The sequence below is a fragment of the Colwellia sp. MB3u-41 genome, assembly GCF_014076845.1.
In the GTDB taxonomy this organism is placed as follows: domain Bacteria; phylum Pseudomonadota; class Gammaproteobacteria; order Enterobacterales; family Alteromonadaceae; genus Colwellia_A.
This window is the reverse complement of the sequence record NZ_JACGUT010000047.1, coordinates 295,068-312,515: the sequence shown is the minus strand read 5'-3', so window position 1 is coordinate 312,515 and position 17,448 is coordinate 295,068. Positions and strand designations below refer to the sequence as shown.

Genomic DNA, 17,448 nt, shown 5'->3' with positions numbered 1-17,448 from the left:
CGCCATAAATAAGCTAAAATAGCGGCACTTATCTAAGCTTTGAGCCCTTTAATTAATGACTTCTGTCGCAACCCCAGCAAATTTTAACGAACTTGGCCTTATTCCCCCTTTGTTAGCTCGATTAACTGAACTGGAATATCAGCAACCTACGCCTATTCAAGCACAAGCTATACCCAGTGTATTAGCGGGGCATGACTTAATTGCAGGGGCAAATACAGGCTCGGGTAAAACAGCCACTTTTGCATTACCACTTTTGCAGCACCTTTTTCAGCAAAAAAGCGTGGATAAATCATTAAGTAACAAAGGTAACTATGTATCTGGACTGATATTAGTGCCGACCCGTGAACTGGCTAAACAAGTTGCTGACAGTATTAAGTCTTATTCGGCACATTTTAACGGCGCGATTAAAACGCTTGCTGTTTTTGGTGGGGTATCAGCGAATACACAAATGCTGGCATTACGTGGTGGTGCTGATATTTTGGTTGCAACGCCGGGTCGACTACTCGATTTGATCTCAAGTAATGCCGTCAAGCTTGATTTGGTGAAAACCTTAGTGCTTGATGAAGCCGACAGAATGTTAAGTTTAGGCTTTACTGAAGAGCTAACTGCGCTGTTAGCTCTATTACCTAAGAAAAAACAAATATTATTATTTTCAGCAACTTTTCCTGATCAAGTAAAAGCGTTAACTCAAGCGTTACTGCACAATCCGATTGAAATACAAGTGCAAAGCAGCGATGCGAGTACTTTGGTACAGCGTGTTTTTACCGTTAACAAGGGTGATAAAACCGCTGTGTTAGCACATTTAATTAAAGAAAATGAATGGCGACAAGCGCTGATTTTTGTTAATGCTAAACACCATTGTGAGCATTTAGCTGAAAAATTAGCTAAACGTGGTATTACCGCCGAGGTGTTTCATGGTGATAAAGGCCAAGGTGAACGCAGTAGAGTACTTGACGGCTTTAAAGCCGGTGAGATTGACGTGCTAATTGCTACTGATATTGCTGCACGCGGTATAGACATTGAAAAACTGCCTGTGGTGATCAATTTCAATTTACCGAGAAGTCCATCAGACTACATGCATCGTATTGGCCGAAGTGGCCGCGCGGGCGAAGTAGGCTTAGCATTGTCATTAATAGATCATGAAGACTTCCACCACTTTAGTGTCATTGAAAAAAAGAATAAAATTCGTCTTGAACGTGAGCAAGTAAAGGGGTTTGAAGCGGATGAAGTGAGTAGTGATTCAATAACTGCCGCAGAGAAGCCAATGGCAAAACCTGAAGGTACAGGTAAGAAAAAACGTAAAAAGAAAACGCCAGTCAATACCATCAACGCCGATATCTGGTCTGGGTATGCTGATCCAGAATAAACGGCAAATACTGATATAGTCTCCAGTCTTTTGTGGGTTCATTGATTTATTAGATTCATTATATCGTGGGTCCTCGTGGCCCAGATAAGTGTGCAAGGGATTGGCGCGTATAAAAGGCTATACAGGTATCTAGCGGTTAACGTTAATTTTGAGCTTTTTAGTGGTATTTTAAGCCATAAGCCAAACCAAGAGATGCAGATTGATTTTAGCATCTCTTTAGATACATTTATCATAGAGATGCTGGTATATACTTTGTAAACTTGCCCACCTATTAAAGTCTACGATTACCTCATTTATTTCATTTTATAATCCAGTGTTAACCAAGCTACATTATATGAAAATCTATGGCACACCACTCCATCGCTAAATACTGGGTAGAAGCGTTTTACAACCAACTAAAAAATGGTAAAACGTTTTTGGAAAAAAAACATGCCCTCTTAAACGCCCTAAACAGTTTATAATAGCCTTAAAATAACCCTTTATTTTAGTACGTTGATTTATATTGTTGTCGGCTCATCAATTAAGCATCATTTTAATAATAAGCTTGTCTCCATGGATGAAAGCTCACTGAAGTTTCAGGTATTGAATTTGATAAAAAAGGTAAGCTTTGGTCAATAAATGATGGAGGAGATCAACCTAATTTATACAGAGTTGAACCTGATGGGACAATAAGTAAAACGGTTTTTATCACTAACGCTAAGAATATTTACTGGGAAGACATGACTCAAGATGATTTTGGACATTTCTTTTTAGGAGACTTTGGTAATAACGAGAATAAGCGAAAATGGTTAACGATATATAAAATAGAAAACCCTATTGATATTAAAGGAGAGACTACCAGCGCTGAAATAATTAAATTTATGTATCCAGAGCAAATAAGTTATCCGCCAAAAGAAAATCAGAAAAAATATGATTTAAAAGCGTTTGTTTTTTACAAAAAGAAATTGTATTTATTGACAAACAATAGAACGGTGCCGTTTGATGGAGAAACTAACTTATATCGAATAGGGGCTTATGCAGCTAATCACCAAGCCAAGAAACTCAGTGCATCTAGCACTTGTACCCATCATGAGAAACTTTGTTGGATAACTTTGGCGGCACTAAGTCCAAACAAAAAGAAATTGGTATTACTCGACTCACAAAGACTAGGGTTATTTGAAAATTGGCAAGATGATGACTTCTGTTCAGGTGATGCTTATGAAATAGATCTAGGCACCATTACGCAAAAAGAATCGGTGACTTTTTATGATGATAATACCGTTGTTTATACTGACGAAGAGTTTATGGGCATTGGTAGGAATGCCTATTTAATTAAACTTGATGAGCAGAAAAAAATCCCTGTTCGATAAACCGCTTAGTTACACGATGTAAATATCTCTATTATTTTGTATTCGCTCTAAAATAAAATATGCGGAGTAAACTTTACTCACATTAAATAGAGTGAGTGAATCAAGAAAATATATTGGTAAATGTCTGTTGAAATAGCGACAATAGCAATTATATAATTTTTATAGTTTTAGGAAAAATAATGAACCCAATTATTCAGGCGTTAAAAGAATTAAATGTAAGTGAAGAAAAAATTAAAGAACTTTTTCAAGTGCTAACTGAAAATCCAATGATGGCGATGATGAATATTCAATCATTAGGTTTACCACCTGAGAAGCTGCAATCAATTATGATGATGGTGATGACTAGCCCTGATCTCATTAAAGAAGCGGTTGAAGAATTAGGTTTAGATTTTGCTAAGGTTGAAGCGGCTAAAGCTAAACTAAAAGAAAATCAATAACGGCTGACATTTTTAACTGATGGCTAAGCCTAATAAGAAAGTCCCGGAAAAGTCTGTCGATATTTATTGCAGTAAGTGCAGAGCACCTTTGTATAAGTATAAAAAAGGCGGTAAAGGGGCTTTAGTTAAATGTTTTAAAGTACGTATAGTTAAAGACTTTACTGTTATCCCTTGCGTTTGTCCAAACTGCGAAAGTATCTTTTCACGTGAGATGTTAATTCGTGGCATGCCTGCATTTAAAATGATTGGCGGCAAAGTTACTTTTAAATAAATCTTGTTTCATTAGCAAGCGGACTAAGGTGTTGTAAATGACCGAAGACGATATTTTAAATTTCTGGTTTAAAGAAATAGAACCGTCACAATGGTGGGTGAAAGATTTAGCGCTTGATGAACTTATTATCAACAGGTTTTCAACGGTCCATCAGTTGGCCAACAACTGTGAGTTATTTCTATGGCGATCAACACCTAAAGGTCGGCTTGCTGAAATTATTTTATTAGACCAATTCTCTAGAAATATGTACCGTAATACGCCACGTTCTTTTGCTGCTGATAAGCTTGCTTTAGCGCTTGCCCAAGAAGCGATTAATGTTGGTGCTGATAAATATTTAAATGCACTTGAAAGAAACTTTCTCTATATGCCGTTTATGCACAGTGAATCTCTAGCAATACATGAAGTTGCTATTAAGTTGTATTTTGACAATGGCGTTGATTCAAGTATAGATTTTGAACAACAGCATAAAATAATAATAGAAAGATTTGGGCGTTATCCGCACCGCAATAAAATACTAAACAGAGTATCAAGCAATGAAGAAATTGAGTTTTTAACACAAACTAATTCTTCTTTTTAATGAAGGAGCAGTGATCTACATGGATTCAAAAATTGACTTTACGTCATATACATTAGAAGAACTACATTCAGCAGCAGACACTATCGATAGTGAGAAGTACCCTGAAAGAGCAGAGGAAATTAACCGGTTGATTCAAGAAAGGCCTGTTATTCATCCTGAGGAAGTTGACAATACAAAAAGAGTTGGCGAAAAAGCAACAAGAGGTGATCGCTTCATTGCCGCCTTAATCGACGGTGTTATTGGCATAATTTCTGTCATACCTATTTTTATTTATGTTGATTTTGAAATACTTACTGACCCCACGTTTTCTTTATCGGTGATGTTACTTGCTTATGGCATTATGGTAGGTTTTATTTTACATGGTTATCTTCTTTACCATTATGGCCAAACGATTGGTAAGAATTTTATGTCAATTCGTATTGAGAATTTAGATAATACCAAGGCAAATTTAACGACAATTTACTTTAAGCGTATGATACCGATGCAAATACTTTCAATAGTGCCTTTTGGTGGTCAATTTATTGCAGGTATTGTTAACCCACTCTTTATTTTTGGTAAAGAAAAGCGTTGCTTACATGACTATGTAGCGAAAACAAAAGTGTGTTATACCAATAATTAGACGCTACAGAGAAGGGGTGAATATTCACGATAAGCTGCAGCGTTTTATTATTTACTATGATAATAGACGCTGCAACGTTATGAATTATAAGGGCTAGTTACAATCCCGTGTGATACTGGCTGTCAGTTGACTCTGGCACCATAACATTCAGTGTTTCAGAAACGTTTGAATTACCTTTAAGTAACGCCTCAAACTGAGTAATTAACAACGCTTTTTCAGGCATTTCTTTATCACCAGAACCAATGTTCGTTAAATCAACCATAAAGCCGTCAAATAAATCACTTAGGTCTTCAATAATCTCAGTATTTAAAAACTGATCTTGATTATAAATACTTGGGTAACCTGCTTTTTGTTTGTCGATAGCAAACGAAACACCTTTCAAATTAGTAATGCTGGTTGATTTATCACATGACAGCATACAGCCATTATCAATACGTGGTTTTTCACAGCCAACACTTTGTTGAAAGAAACACTGTCTGCTGGCCATTAATAAAATGGGGTGGTAAATACTATAAAACAGTTTGAAATTTTCAGGGCGAGCAATATTTCTGATTTGCTGACGGTTTATTTCGTTAGAAATAAACGCTCCTTTACAATCAAACCCTTCTTGCATCGCAAGTAAAGCGTAAGAGTTCGTGGTGTTTAGAAATGGACCTGCTATCCATTGAATACCTAACCGGTTGGCTTCATAAGCGATACCGGTATTATTAGTCACAATAAGCTCAGGTCTTACTTGTTCTAATATGTTAACTGCGACGTCGTAATCTTTACCAATTAATACCGAAGAAAACCAAGGGATAAGACGAGGGTTGTCTTTTAGAAAACCAACATATTTAGTGCAACCGCGTTTATAAGCTTCAGGCAGTTTAAAGTAAATGTCAGCATCAGTTAAACTGGCTAATTCTACATCACTTTCATCACAAATAAGAATGGATAGCTCTGCTTTTGCATCAACCGTGGTTGTTACTTTCGGATGCCTAGTTAACTTAGGTAATTGCACTTCAGCTATTACGGGTTTTGAATTGTTTAAAAGGAATGCGGCTTGATTTTTTAACACCGTTAATTCTTTAAAAGGAATACTTAAACCGTCTTCTAAGCCTTGTGTGAGTATTTCTACAAGGTTGAAATGTGCATTATTGAAACTCTTAAAGCGCTTTTCAACGGTCTCCCTATCAATACTGATTTTGCCACTTTTTACTAAAACACTTTGTGACTTTAGTTCAAAACTTTTTGTTTCTATGCCTTTATCGCTGTTGTCAGCATCAACAAAAGGTTGTTGTTGAGAAAGTTCTTTTGTGGTTACTGTTAAGGTGAGTGGTTGATCACTCTGCCCTGAAAAAGTTAACGTTAACGGTATTTTATCAATCGTTAAGTGTTTTATTTTATCGTCAACAGAAGCGTTTATAACTTGCTTCTCATCATTAAGCTTTTGCTCAACTTCTTGAATTTGTACAACAGAAATCGCATTACTTTTATCTACGGCATAATATTTAGAATTATCACGCGGGTTTTCTGTAAACATTGATTGGTTTAAATCGCCACGTAAAAAGGCGTTAGAAAAATCGCGGTTAAATACTTTGTATAGTCTTTCACCGTCTTCAAGTAGCTCACCCGTTTTAAGAAAACCATCAATTTGCTTACGAAAGCTGTCAACAACCGTGTGTACATAGCTCGCGCCTTTAATTCGGCCTTCAATTTTAAATGAATGAACACCCGCTTCAATAAGTGCAGGTAAATCAAAAAATGCAGAGTTATCTTTAATATTTAACGGGAATTTATTACCTGTTGCCGTTGGCTCATATTCTTCACGACAAGCTTGGCTACAACGACCACGATTACCTGAATTACCGACACTGGCAGAAGTTGAATAACACAGCCCAGAAAATGCGACACATAATGAACCATGCACGAAAACTTCAGTTAACGTATCATGCGCTTTACCTGCTGCTGCCATAGCCGTTATTTCACGTAAATCTAACTCTCTTGATAAATTCACGCGTGACGCGCCAAGTTTTTTCAAGAAAGGTATTTGACCAACATTATGTGTTGTTAATTGTGTTGATGCGTGAATATCAAGTGTTGGGAAATACTTTTTAAGAATGTAGAACATACCAATATCTTGCACAATAACGCCATCGAGTGTGGTGTTAGCAAGTTTGGTTAATAATTTAGCCAGTGAAGCAAATTCGCGTTCTAAAATAACAACATTCAAGGTTAAAAAAATTTCGCATTGATACTGATGAGCTAAGCGAATAACACCCACAAGCTGATCAAATGAGATATTAGTAGCACGATTTCTGGCGTTAAAAGTATCTAGGCCACAGTAAACGGCATTGGCGCCAGCAATAATAGCTGCTTTAATTGCTTCGACATCACCGCCGGGTGCTAATAATTCTATTTTTGGATCCATGAGGTCACTTATTCTTCACTTAAATTTAAAGGTGGCGATTTTACCGATATATTTCCTTAATGAATACCGTTAAAGTAACTTATTCTTGTATATTTTTTATAAATAAAATCACCATGACGTCAAATTTACCCTTACCTATATTATATTCTCTTCGAAACTGTCCGTATGCTATGCGTGCAAGAATCGCAATATATTATGCAAAACAAAAAGTTGCACTGCGAGATTTAGTGTTAACTGACAAACCTGATGAAATGCTCAAGGCATCACCTAAAGGAACTGTGCCCGTTTTAGTCACTGAACAGGTCCCAGATAAAATAGTCGTTATTGAAGAAAGTTTAGACGTTATGTTATGGGCTTTACATGAAAGTGACCCTGATAACTTGTTGCATAGCGAAACGCCTCACTTATTATCTGAAATGTTATTGCTAATTTCACAGTTCGATAATGAATTTAAAGCCTGTTTTGATAAATATCAATGTGCAAAACGTTATCATGAAGATTCACTTGAAAATGACAGAAAAGCATGTGAAAAGTACATCGCAGATTTAGAGCAACGTTTACAGTTCAATGATTTTTTGATGTCAAACAAAGCCAGTGTAGCTGATATCGCCTTGTTGCCTTTTATTCGTAAATTTTCAAAAGTCGAGCGCCAATGGTATCTACATTCACCATACCCCAGACTACGAGCATGGTTAAATAACTATTTGCAAAGCCGAATGTTCAGTAAAGTGATGACCCAATATCCATTATGGCTAGAAAAAAGAGAGCTCGTTATTTTTGGTGGCGAAACTTAAAAAATACTTTCTTAAGTTTTCCTTAAGAAAACTGAATTATCATTGAATTACTTATATTTTTTGATGGTATTTTAGTGAATATACACCTTATCGAACATCCCTGTAAAACCGCTCCTTCGGTGGCTCAAAAACTTCAATTCGTTTCTTTATTAACGCTAACTTTTTTTCTGTTTTTAAGTGCTGCCCAAGCACAAAGTGTCGCAAAAATTTCAGCTAAAACGCAATTAGACCGCTTAATCGCTCAGCACCGTGGTGAAGTGATTTATGTTGATTTTTGGGCGTCTTGGTGTGGACCTTGTCGTAAATCATTCCCGTGGATGAATAAAATGCAACGTGAGCATCAATCAAAAGGCTTTACAGTGGTTAGTATTAATCTTGATGCGGAACAAGCCTTGGCAAAAGAATTTTTACAGGATAATTCTGCCAACTTTGCAGTTGTTTATGATCCTAAAGGAGACTTAGCGCGCTTTTTTAAAATTCAAGGTATGCCAAGTAGTTTGATCATAAACAAGGAAGGCGAGATTAAATACGCACACAGTGGTTTTTTTACCGCAAAAGTTTCACAATACGAACAAGAAATTCAACAGTTACTTGCTCTCTAACCGATAATACAAAGAAAATAACGAGGTTTTTAATGAAAAATAAATTTAAGTACTCATTCATCTTGGCTACGGTAACTTTAGCATCTGGTTGTTCTAGTTTAGGTGTCGAACCTTGGGAACGCGATCTGTTAGCAAAAGAGCAAATGGCCTTAACATCTTCGCCAATTGATTCAGCACTTGATGACCATATTTATTTCAGTAAAGAAGCATCAAGTGGCGGTAAAAGCTTTGGTGGAGGAGGTTGTGGATGCAATTAATTAATGATGATAATGAAATGAAAAAAACGGTGAATAAAGCTAACCTTAAAGCGGCGTTAACTTTAGCAACAACAGCTTTGTTAGGCAGTGTTCAGGTTGCGGCTGCGACAACTTCGGTTGAGCCTACTGAAGATAGCTGGTCTTTTGATTCAGCCTTTTTATACTACAGCGAGGCTAATCGTGTCTCAGCGGCAGAAGCCGTTTTTAATGCGAATAAAATCTACAGTGACGACAGTATTTTAAATGTAAAGTTAACCATCGATGCATTAACGGGCGCTTCAGCCAATGGCGCGGTGGCACAGCCAAAGGTACAAACATTTACCCGACCTTCAGGTAAAGGCGATTACGATATCAAACCGGGTGATACACCACTCGATGATACCTTTCATGATACTCGTGTGCAGTTGAACGGACAATGGACTCAAGCATTAGCTCAAAATTATACTGGCAGCGCAGGGGGACATATTTCAAAAGAATATGATTACCTATCTTTAGGGGTGAACGGTAATATTGCTTATGATTTCAATAAGAAAAACTCCATCGCTTCGTTTGGCTTAAGTCATTTTCAAGATACCTTTACGCCAGAAGGTGGTTTACCTAAACCTTTTGCGTCGATGACCGCTGCCTATCATGATGATGGCGATGAAAGTAGCCACGATGCAACTCGAATGGGAAGTGATGACGATAAAACCACCACCGATATTATGGTCGGTTTTACGCAAGTGATTAATCGCAATATGGTGACGCAACTTAACTATTCATATTCAGTCGTTGATGGTTATTTAACGGATCCATTTAAAATATTAAGTTTGCTTGATTCAAACGGTATTGCGCAAGACTATTTATATGAAAATCGCCCTGATAAACGCACTAAGCAAAGTGTTTTTGCACAAACAAAATATCATTTTGATGAAACTATTTTAGATGTGTCTTATCGTTATATGTGGGACGATTGGGAAATAGATTCTCATACGGTTGATACACGCTTTTATATTCCATTAGGAAACGGTAGTTATTTAGAGCCACATCTACGTTTTTATCAACAAGCTGCTGCAGAATTTTATCAACCTTTCTTGATGCAAGGTGATGCACTACCTGAGTTTGCTAGTGCTGATTACCGTATTGGTGAAATGACAGCTTATACGGTGGGTCTAAAATATGGTATGAAATTAGCTGATGGCAACGATTTATCTTTTAGACTTGAGTATTATCGCCAAGACCCAAAGAGTGCTGGGCAAAAGTCTCCTGGCGTTTTAGCAAATATGGAAATATATGAACGTATCGATGCTATTATTGCGCAGGTCAGCTACTCGTTTTAAGCGGTAAACTTTAGCCAAGAGTCTTTATTTTTTTATAAGTTATGTTGTAAGCTCTTATTTCATTAATAAGGGCTTTTTTATTTAGCGCCTAACACTCTAATAGGTTTTGAAAAACATATCGTGATCGGTAATAAATATAGCAGGTTAAAATTTGAGTAAGCGAAGAAAAATAATAACGACTGAACGTGAAGACGGTTATTGTATTGAGTTTGATGCAATGGCAAGTCCGTGTGAGGTCATTATTGAAACGTCGGATAGAGCACTTGCCAACTTTGTTGGTAAAGCAATTAGTACAGAGGTGTGGCGTATAGAGGACAAGTATAGCCGTTATAATCGCCAAAGCCTTTGTAGCCAAATAAACCAAAGCCAAGGCAACCCTCTCGCTATTGATGATGAAACGTTTGCTTTATTAAATTTCGCAGACACCTGCTATCAACTCAGTGATGGGGTTTTTGATATAACGTCAGGGGTGTTAAGAAAGGTCTGGACTTTTGATTGCTCGAGTAATCTTCCTAGCCCGCTGGCAGTTGCTAATGTCATGAAAAATGTTGGTTGGCATAAGGTCAAATACAACCAGACACAAATAATATTACCTGCTGATATGGAAATTGATTTAGGAGGAATTGGCAAAGAGTATGCGGTAGATCGCGCTATTTTGTTAATTACCTCCTTAACGCAGCAACCAGTACTTGTAAATTTAGGGGGAGATTTAGCCACAAATTCACCCAGAAAAAATGGTCAACCTTGGCAGGTAGGTGTAGAGCATCCAGGATTTGTTAATAAGAAAAAAATGGTGGTGTCGTTATTTAAAGGGGCACTAGCAACAAGCGGTGATGCTAAACGTTTTTTATTAAAAAATGATCATAGATATAGCCATATTCTTAATGCTAAAACGGGGTGGCCAATCGAGAATGCACCTCGTTCAGTGACAGTTTCTGCGCCACAGTGTATTCAAGCCGGAATATTAGCCACATTGTCACAAATGCAGGGTGAGCATGCTGAAACGTTTTTAGAGGAACAAGAAATTAAGCACTGGGCTATTCGTTAATGTTACCTCGTGATTTTTTGTCCATATATTTATTTAAGTGCAATAATAAAGTCACGACGCCTCGATGAGAATATCCGTGGCTACCGTCATTCATGACAAGGACTAACACTTAGGAAAACCATGAAATATATATTCATTATTATTATCAGTTTATTTTCTACGCTTATTACCGCTGAACAGTTTGTTAAAAAGGGTATTGAAGTCATTGGCAAAGGCTCTGTAAGCGCTGAGCCCGACCAATTTACTTTTACCGTTTCAATTAACAAACGCGGTAATATTGCCAGTAAAGCTAAAGCATGGGTTGACCAAAAAAGTGGTTTAGTTACCAACCTGTATTTATCAATGGGGATTGCAAAAACGGCTATCGAGTCTTCTCGCTTAGAATTAATGCCTCGCTATGAAAAGCGTACGGTGCTCCCTGAGTATGAAATACATCAAAGATTGCCTACCCCAAATGAAAATAAGCTAAATAAAGAAAGAAGTAATACAAAAGTAGTGATCAGTAGTCGTGAATTAGCGAACAATACGTTGCATGAGCAAGAAAAAATTTACTTTGAGGTATCTCGAACAATTACGGTGACCTTTACTGACTTCTCTCTTTACGACCAGCTACTTGATAATGTGGTAAGAATAGGTGTTAGTCGGATCTCTGCTCTGCAAACAGAAACAACAAACAATGAAATTTTGTATCAACAAGCCCTACTTAAGGCTTTAGAAAATGCGCAGCTAAAAGCAAGAGCTATCGCAAATAAAATAGGTGTTCAACTTGGTAAAGTCTCCAGTTTTGAAGAATCTTCTTACCACACACCAAATGCTTATGCTATGGCAAGTAGAAGTAACGATGGCTTTAGTTCGCAAGTTGGCAAAAAGCATGTTTCAGCACAGGTAAGTGTTACTTTTGCTATTAAATAGGTAAATAATGACGCTAAGTTTACTAAAACAGGTGAAATATAAGTTAAAACCACATAAAATCTATAATAAGTACTTTAACTTCACGGGTTATCGGGTTATGTTATGCGCTTTTTGACCATCACTTATCTTTGATAAACTAAGAATACTGTTATTTATGAACAAAAATGAATTATATCAAGAACTTTACCAACAAGTTGATGCCTTAATCAACGACGAACCTGATCTTATTGCTAATATGGCAAATATTAGCGCCTTACTTTTTGAGCATTTATCAGAAGTTAACTGGGTTGGATTTTATCGTTTAATTAATAATGAACTGGTATTGGGTCCTTTTCAAGGGAAAGTAGCTTGTATTCGCATTCCTGTTGGCACGGGCGTTTGTGGTACAGCCGTTAGCGAAAGTCTCACACAACGAATTGCAGATGTTCATTCATTTGATGGTCATATCGCTTGCGATGCAACCAGTAATTCAGAAATTGTTATCCCTGTAAAAGTAGATGGTAAGATCATTGCGGTACTTGATATAGACAGCACCTCTTACGATCATTTTGATGAAGGTGATCAACAAGGACTGGAAGCAATAATTAATTTATTTGAAAATATGATCATCAAGCACAGCGTGATAAACTAATGAAAGAAATTATTGTTATTCATGATTACCTCGTCAGCGAAAGTATTGTCGGTGACTGGGATGGTCAAGAAGAATTCGTTGCCGAACGAATAAATGAAATTTATCACCTGATTTATGATTTAGCCGAAGAAGATATTGAACCAGAGATATTAGCGCAATTATTATCTTTGGTTTGGGACACTTGGATTTGCCAAGAATCACTACCTGATATAGATAGTGAAGATATTTATGACTGGTGCCAACATTTGTTGGATAACCGTGAACAGTACCTTCAGGATTTAACCTCTTAAAATTTAAGAATTTTTAAAAAGTTGTATTTATGGACACTAAAATAGAAAACGAAGTGAGCAAAACAGAAATGACTGACACTGAAGCTAGTATTGAAATTAGTACTGAAGTTGCAGAACTAACACCGGTAACCGCTGAGCAAAACACTGAAGTTAAGCGTTTAAGCACAAAAGAAATTATCGCTTATTTAGCTAATAAATTTCCGAAATGTTTCTCAATTGATGGCCCAGCTAAAGCCCTTAAAATTGGTATATTCCAAGATTTGTCTGCAAAATTAGCTGAAGACGAAACGGTGAGTAAAACTCGTTTACGTCAAGCGTTAAGACATTACACAAGCAGCTGGCGTTACTTGAAAGCCGTTAAGTTAGGAAGTTTTCGCGTTGACATTGACGGTAACGACTCTGCTGAGATTGATCAAGAGCAAGCAGATTATGCGATTAAGACGCTTAAAGAGAGCCAAGACAAATTTGGTAACAAAAATAAACACGACAAAGCAAGCAAAAAGCCTTATAAGGGATCTAAGCTTAATAAGTCTGATAATTCATCTGAAGTAAAACCGTCTACTCACAGCCAAGAAACAAAGCAAGACAAACAAGCTAAGTTTAAATCAGTAAAGTCAACTAAACGTACTCCTATAAAGGAAGAAGTTAAACTTGTTCCTGTTGAAGACAGTGCCGTTGTTGTTGGTAAAAGCGTTAAAGTTAAATTAGGTAATTCACCTATGACCGCTATTATTACAGAAGTTGCTGGTAAAGATGTGAGTGTTCAATTAAATTCAGGAATGGTTGTTAAGACGCAAATTAAAAATATATTTACTGAATAAATTGGAGTACTTGGGCATGCTAAAAATTTGTCGTATCGCAATTGCCGTTTCTTTATCGATATCAGCAATGAACGTATTTGGTTTTGAAAGTCTTGCTAATGTGGATAACCTTCCTATATTGGCGCCTGAAAGCCAGCATGCCATATCGAGTAAACGCATTACCGCGCAGTTTACTCGTGCTCATTACACCCAAGTTAAAATGGATAATGCACTCTCTGAAAAAATATTTGATCGTTATATAAAACAACTTGATTATGCTCGTAATGTTTTTTTAGGAACAGATATTGATGATTTTCAAAAATATCGCTTTGAATTTGACCTTGTTATTTCTCGGGGTAAATTAGATATTGCCTATGAAATATTTAATTTAAACCTTCAAAGACGTTTAGAACGCTATGAATATGCGCTAAGTCTCCTAGAAAAAAAGCCTTTCGATTACACCACAGATGAAGTCTATAACTTTGATCGAGAAGAATCCGATTGGCCACAAGGTATAAAAGAATTAAATGAATTATGGCGTTTAAAAGTTAAATATGACGCTCTTAATTTAACGTTAGCGGGAAAAGAGTGGCCTAAAGTTCAAGAAGTTTTGGGTAAACGTTACCGCTATGCGATTAAAAGATTAAAACAAAGTGAAAGTGAAGATGTTTTTCAAGTTGTCATGAATAGCTTTGCTCGTGTTGTTGAACCTCATACGTCGTATTTGTCACCGAGGAATGCTGAAAAGTTTCAAATGGACATGAATTTGTCTCTTGAGGGCATTGGCGCGGTACTTCGAGCGGAAGAAGACTATACGGTTATTAATAGTGTTGTTCCGGGTGGCCCCGCAGACAAATCAAAAGATGTTAAGCCTAAAGACCGAATTGTCGGCGTTGCTCAAGATGATGATAAATTTGAAGATATCATCGGTTGGCGTTTAGATGATGTTGTTGATCTAATTAAAGGGCCTAAAGGGACAAAAGTCCGCTTACAAATCTTACCAGCAAAAGCTGAAAATGATGCGGTCATTAAAGTTGTTACTATCGTTCGCGATAAGATAGTACTTGAAGATAGAGCAGCAAAGTCTGAAGTTTATTTTGAAACCAATGGTGATGAAAAATCGAAAAAACTAGGCGTTATTACTATACCTAGTTTTTACAATAATTTGTCCCGTGACGTTAAAAAAGAGCTCGATAAATTAAAAGCAGAAAAAGTTTCTGGTATTATTATTGATTTACGTGGCAATGGTGGCGGTTCGTTACGCGAAGCAACACTACTAACGGGTTTATTTATTGATAAAGGCCCCGTCGTTCAAGTACGTGATGGCGCAAATAGAGTACAAGTTAACAGTGATGATGACGGCGTAAGCTCTTATGATGGCTCATTAACGGTCATGGTTGATCGCTACAGCGCTTCTGCCTCTGAAATTTTTGCTGCAGCAATCCAAGACTATGGCCGTGGCGTTATTGTTGGCGAGCATACGTTTGGTAAAGGCACTGTTCAGCAGCATCGAGGATTAGGGCGGGTTTATGATCTTTATGATAATCCATTAGGCAGTATTCAATTTACTATCGCTAAGTTTTACCGTATAAATGGCGGCAGTACTCAGCATAGAGGGGTACTTCCTGATATTTCTTTTCCTACAGCGGTTAACCCTGAAGACTGGGGTGAAAGCCGTGAGAAAAATGCGTTACCATGGGATCAAATTCCTAAAGCAAGTTATAAACGTATAGGAAACTTATCGACAGATTTATCTTATTTGAATTCATTACATATTGAACGTGTTAAATCTAATCGTGAATTTAACTATCTACTTGATGATATTATTACTTATCAAAAAGAAAAAGATGATAAAACTATTTCTTTAAAACTTATCGAGCGTAAGCAGAAGCGTGAAGAGAGTAAAGAAAAACAACTTATCCGTGTCAATGAGCGTTTAGTTGTTATGGGTAAAGAAAAAGTAAAATCATTAGAAGATTTACCTGACGAGCTGGAGGCATTAGATCCGTTTTTAGACGAAACCGCTAAAATTACTTTTGATTTAATTTCCCTAGGTAAGATGGCTAAAAAGTAATCAAAAAACAATTCAACAAAAGCCGCTTTATTGCGGCTTTTATGTAAGACAAAAGGCCAAACTAATTTTTCAACAGATTAGTCAATAAACGTTATCCTGACTTTCAGGGTTTTGTGATTAAAACATTAAAAATTATAACTATAATAAAACTTAAGGTCAGCATCGCACATGACAGAGCCAGAAAATAATAACCAGACCCCTTCAATGCACTTGCCAAAAGAACCCAGTATGCTTGATGCGTTAATTCCTATTTTTGCATTGGTTGTTATGTTAACAACGGCTGTATTGTATTTCGCTGATAACTCATCTTATGGACCAAATCAAATTGCTTTATTACTCGCCATGGGAATTGCAATTGTTATTGGCATTAAAAATGGTTATACATGGCAATCTATTGAAAAGTCTATTGTTGGTGGTATCTCTATTTCTCTGGGAGCTATCTTAATCTTATTGGCTGTTGGCTCATTAATAGGTACTTGGTTACTTTCAGGCACCGTGCCTACAATGGTTTATTACGGTCTGAAAATTATTGACCCAAGTTGGTTCTACGCGGCTGCTTGTTTAGTTTGTGGTATTGTTGCTATGAGTATTGGTAGCTCTTGGACGACAGCTGCGACCGTAGGTGTTGCCTTTATTGGTATTGCTAATGGCTTTGAAATGTCTACTGCGGTTACTGCTGGTGCGGTCATTTCGGGTGCATATTTTGGTGATAAATTATCGCCATTGTCTGAAACAACAAATCTTGCACCTGCCGTAGCTGGAAGTGAGTTATTTGAACATATTCGCTATATGTTATGGACTACTATACCTTCGATTAGCATTGCTCTTATTTTGTTTTTACTTATTGGTTTTGACCACTCTTCAACTGTCACAGGTGATACGGCAAGTATTGATGCACTATTAAATACACTTGATACTACTTATAATATATCTGTTCTTAACCTTATCCCGCTCTTTATACTACTTTATTTAGCCTTTAAAAAAGTGCCTGCGTTTCCCGCCGTTGCTATTGGCGCTTTAATTGGTGCTGTTTGGGCGTTAATTTTTCAACAAGACCTTATCTTGAGCATGGCCGCGGAAGGAGTAAGTGGTGTTAAAGCTTATATTACTGTCGTTTGGACAGCCTTCTTTGATGGTGTTGTGGTTAACTCCGGCAATAAACAAATTGATGAGCTGCTCAGCCGTGGTGGTATGTCTAGCATGCTAAACACCATTTGGTTAGTGATGTGTGCACTGAGCTTTGGCGCGGTGTTAGAGCATTTAGGCATGCTAAATAAGTTTGTTAAGGCTATTTTATCAACAGCTAAATCTACCGGTAGTTTAATTGCGAGTACCGTTGCAACATGTATTGGCACTAACTTAATAACAGCGGATCAATACATGGCGATTGTTATGCCAGGTAGAATGTTTAAAGCTGAATTTAAACGTCGTGGTTTTCATCCAACCCTATTAAGCCGTACTTTAGAAGATTCAGGGACCATCACTTCACCTTTAATTCCTTGGAATACTTGTGGTGCTTTTATGTTTGCTGCATTAGCATTAACTTCATATGATTATATTTTTTATTGTTTTTTCAATTTAATTAATCCAGTACTTGCCATAATTTATGGCTATACCGGCTTTAAAATTAAAATGTTAGCAACAAGTAGTGATGAACTTATAAAGAGCTAGCATTAAATACAAAGAGTATTG

The 17,448-nt window shown here is 36.9% G+C and carries 17 protein-coding genes and 1 pseudogene; 17 read left to right on the top strand and 1 reads right to left on the bottom strand.

Going from position 1 to position 17,448, the window contains the following annotated elements; genetic code table 11:
* Positions 1–55 precede the first annotated feature (55 nt).
* The 6 genes and pseudogenes from H4J73_RS03785 to H4J73_RS03760 all read left to right on the top strand — a co-directional run bounded on the left by H4J73_RS03785 (position 56) and on the right by H4J73_RS03760 (position 4,619).
* Entirely contained in the window at positions 56–1,366 is a 1,311-nt protein-coding gene (locus H4J73_RS03785) for a DEAD/DEAH box helicase (RefSeq protein WP_182179831.1), read from the top strand.
* A 471-nt stretch (positions 1,367–1,837) separates the two neighbouring features.
* Positions 1,838–2,715 (top strand): annotated as a pseudogene (locus tag H4J73_RS03780) (hypothetical protein).
* Positions 2,716–2,894: 179 nt separating this feature from the next.
* Positions 2,895–3,152, top strand: coding sequence for a DUF2999 family protein (locus H4J73_RS03775; protein WP_182179833.1), 258 nt, complete (start codon positions 2,895–2,897; stop codon positions 3,150–3,152).
* Positions 3,153–3,171: 19 nt separating this feature from the next.
* Positions 3,172–3,423 (top strand): hypothetical protein, encoded by a 252-nt coding sequence (locus H4J73_RS20340; protein ID WP_182179835.1) that lies wholly within the window; start codon positions 3,172–3,174, stop codon positions 3,421–3,423.
* 37 nt (positions 3,424–3,460) lie between these two features.
* Positions 3,461–4,000, top strand: a complete 540-nt coding sequence (locus tag H4J73_RS03765) for a DUF924 family protein (protein WP_182179836.1) — start codon at positions 3,461–3,463, stop codon at positions 3,998–4,000.
* Between the two features lie 19 nt (positions 4,001–4,019).
* On the top strand, positions 4,020–4,619 hold the full coding sequence (locus H4J73_RS03760) for an RDD family protein (protein WP_182179838.1): 600 nt from the start codon (positions 4,020–4,022) through the stop codon (positions 4,617–4,619).
* 97 nt (positions 4,620–4,716) lie between these two features.
* Here H4J73_RS03760 and H4J73_RS03755 read toward each other — a convergent pair whose 3' ends face one another.
* Positions 4,717–7,029, bottom strand: a complete 2,313-nt coding sequence (locus tag H4J73_RS03755) for a DUF3656 domain-containing protein (RefSeq protein WP_182179840.1) — start codon at positions 7,027–7,029, stop codon at positions 4,717–4,719.
* 113 nt (positions 7,030–7,142) lie between these two features.
* Here H4J73_RS03755 and H4J73_RS03750 point away from each other — a divergent pair, with 113 nt between their 5' ends.
* The 11 genes from H4J73_RS03750 to nhaC all read left to right on the top strand — a co-directional run bounded on the left by H4J73_RS03750 (position 7,143) and on the right by nhaC (position 17,427).
* The gene (locus H4J73_RS03750) at positions 7,143–7,823 is read left to right on the top strand and encodes a glutathione S-transferase (protein WP_182179842.1); all 681 of its coding nucleotides are present in this window, start codon (positions 7,143–7,145) and stop codon (positions 7,821–7,823) included.
* 74 nt (positions 7,824–7,897) lie between these two features.
* Complete coding sequence (locus H4J73_RS03745; protein WP_182179844.1) at positions 7,898–8,425, top strand: TlpA disulfide reductase family protein; 528 nt, start codon at positions 7,898–7,900, stop codon at positions 8,423–8,425.
* 32 nt (positions 8,426–8,457) lie between these two features.
* The gene (locus tag H4J73_RS03740) at positions 8,458–8,682 is read left to right on the top strand and encodes a DUF4266 domain-containing protein (protein ID WP_182179846.1); all 225 of its coding nucleotides are present in this window, start codon (positions 8,458–8,460) and stop codon (positions 8,680–8,682) included.
* On the top strand, positions 8,673–10,001 hold the full coding sequence (locus H4J73_RS03735) for a DUF3570 domain-containing protein (protein WP_182223239.1): 1,329 nt from the start codon (positions 8,673–8,675) through the stop codon (positions 9,999–10,001). Before H4J73_RS03740 ends, H4J73_RS03735 begins: the two co-directional genes overlap by 10 nt.
* 151 nt (positions 10,002–10,152) lie before the next feature.
* Positions 10,153–11,049 carry an FAD:protein FMN transferase gene (locus H4J73_RS03730; RefSeq protein WP_259366741.1) on the top strand — a complete coding sequence of 299 codons (897 nt, stop codon included), beginning with the start codon at positions 10,153–10,155 and terminating at the stop codon, positions 11,047–11,049.
* Positions 11,050–11,169: 120 nt separating this feature from the next.
* Positions 11,170–11,961 (top strand): SIMPL domain-containing protein, encoded by a 792-nt coding sequence (locus H4J73_RS03725; RefSeq protein ID WP_182223240.1) that lies wholly within the window; start codon positions 11,170–11,172, stop codon positions 11,959–11,961.
* 154 nt (positions 11,962–12,115) lie between these two features.
* Positions 12,116–12,592, top strand: a complete 477-nt coding sequence (locus H4J73_RS03720) for a GAF domain-containing protein (protein ID WP_182179852.1) — start codon at positions 12,116–12,118, stop codon at positions 12,590–12,592.
* Positions 12,592–12,882: a hypothetical protein gene (locus H4J73_RS03715; RefSeq protein WP_070376584.1), complete on the top strand. Its 291-nt coding sequence runs from the start codon at positions 12,592–12,594 to the stop codon at positions 12,880–12,882. The genes H4J73_RS03720 and H4J73_RS03715 overlap by 1 nt, the downstream gene beginning before the upstream one ends.
* Before the next feature lie 29 nt (positions 12,883–12,911).
* Positions 12,912–13,703, top strand: a complete 792-nt coding sequence (gene proQ / locus H4J73_RS03710; RefSeq protein WP_259366740.1) for an RNA chaperone ProQ — start codon at positions 12,912–12,914, stop codon at positions 13,701–13,703.
* Between the two features lie 16 nt (positions 13,704–13,719).
* On the top strand, positions 13,720–15,756 hold the full coding sequence (gene prc / locus H4J73_RS03705) for a carboxy terminal-processing peptidase (protein ID WP_182179854.1): 2,037 nt from the start codon (positions 13,720–13,722) through the stop codon (positions 15,754–15,756).
* A gap of 168 nt (positions 15,757–15,924) precedes the next feature.
* Positions 15,925–17,427, top strand: a complete 1,503-nt coding sequence (gene nhaC, locus H4J73_RS03700) for a Na+/H+ antiporter NhaC (protein ID WP_259366739.1) — start codon at positions 15,925–15,927, stop codon at positions 17,425–17,427.
* Positions 17,428–17,448 lie beyond the last annotated feature (21 nt).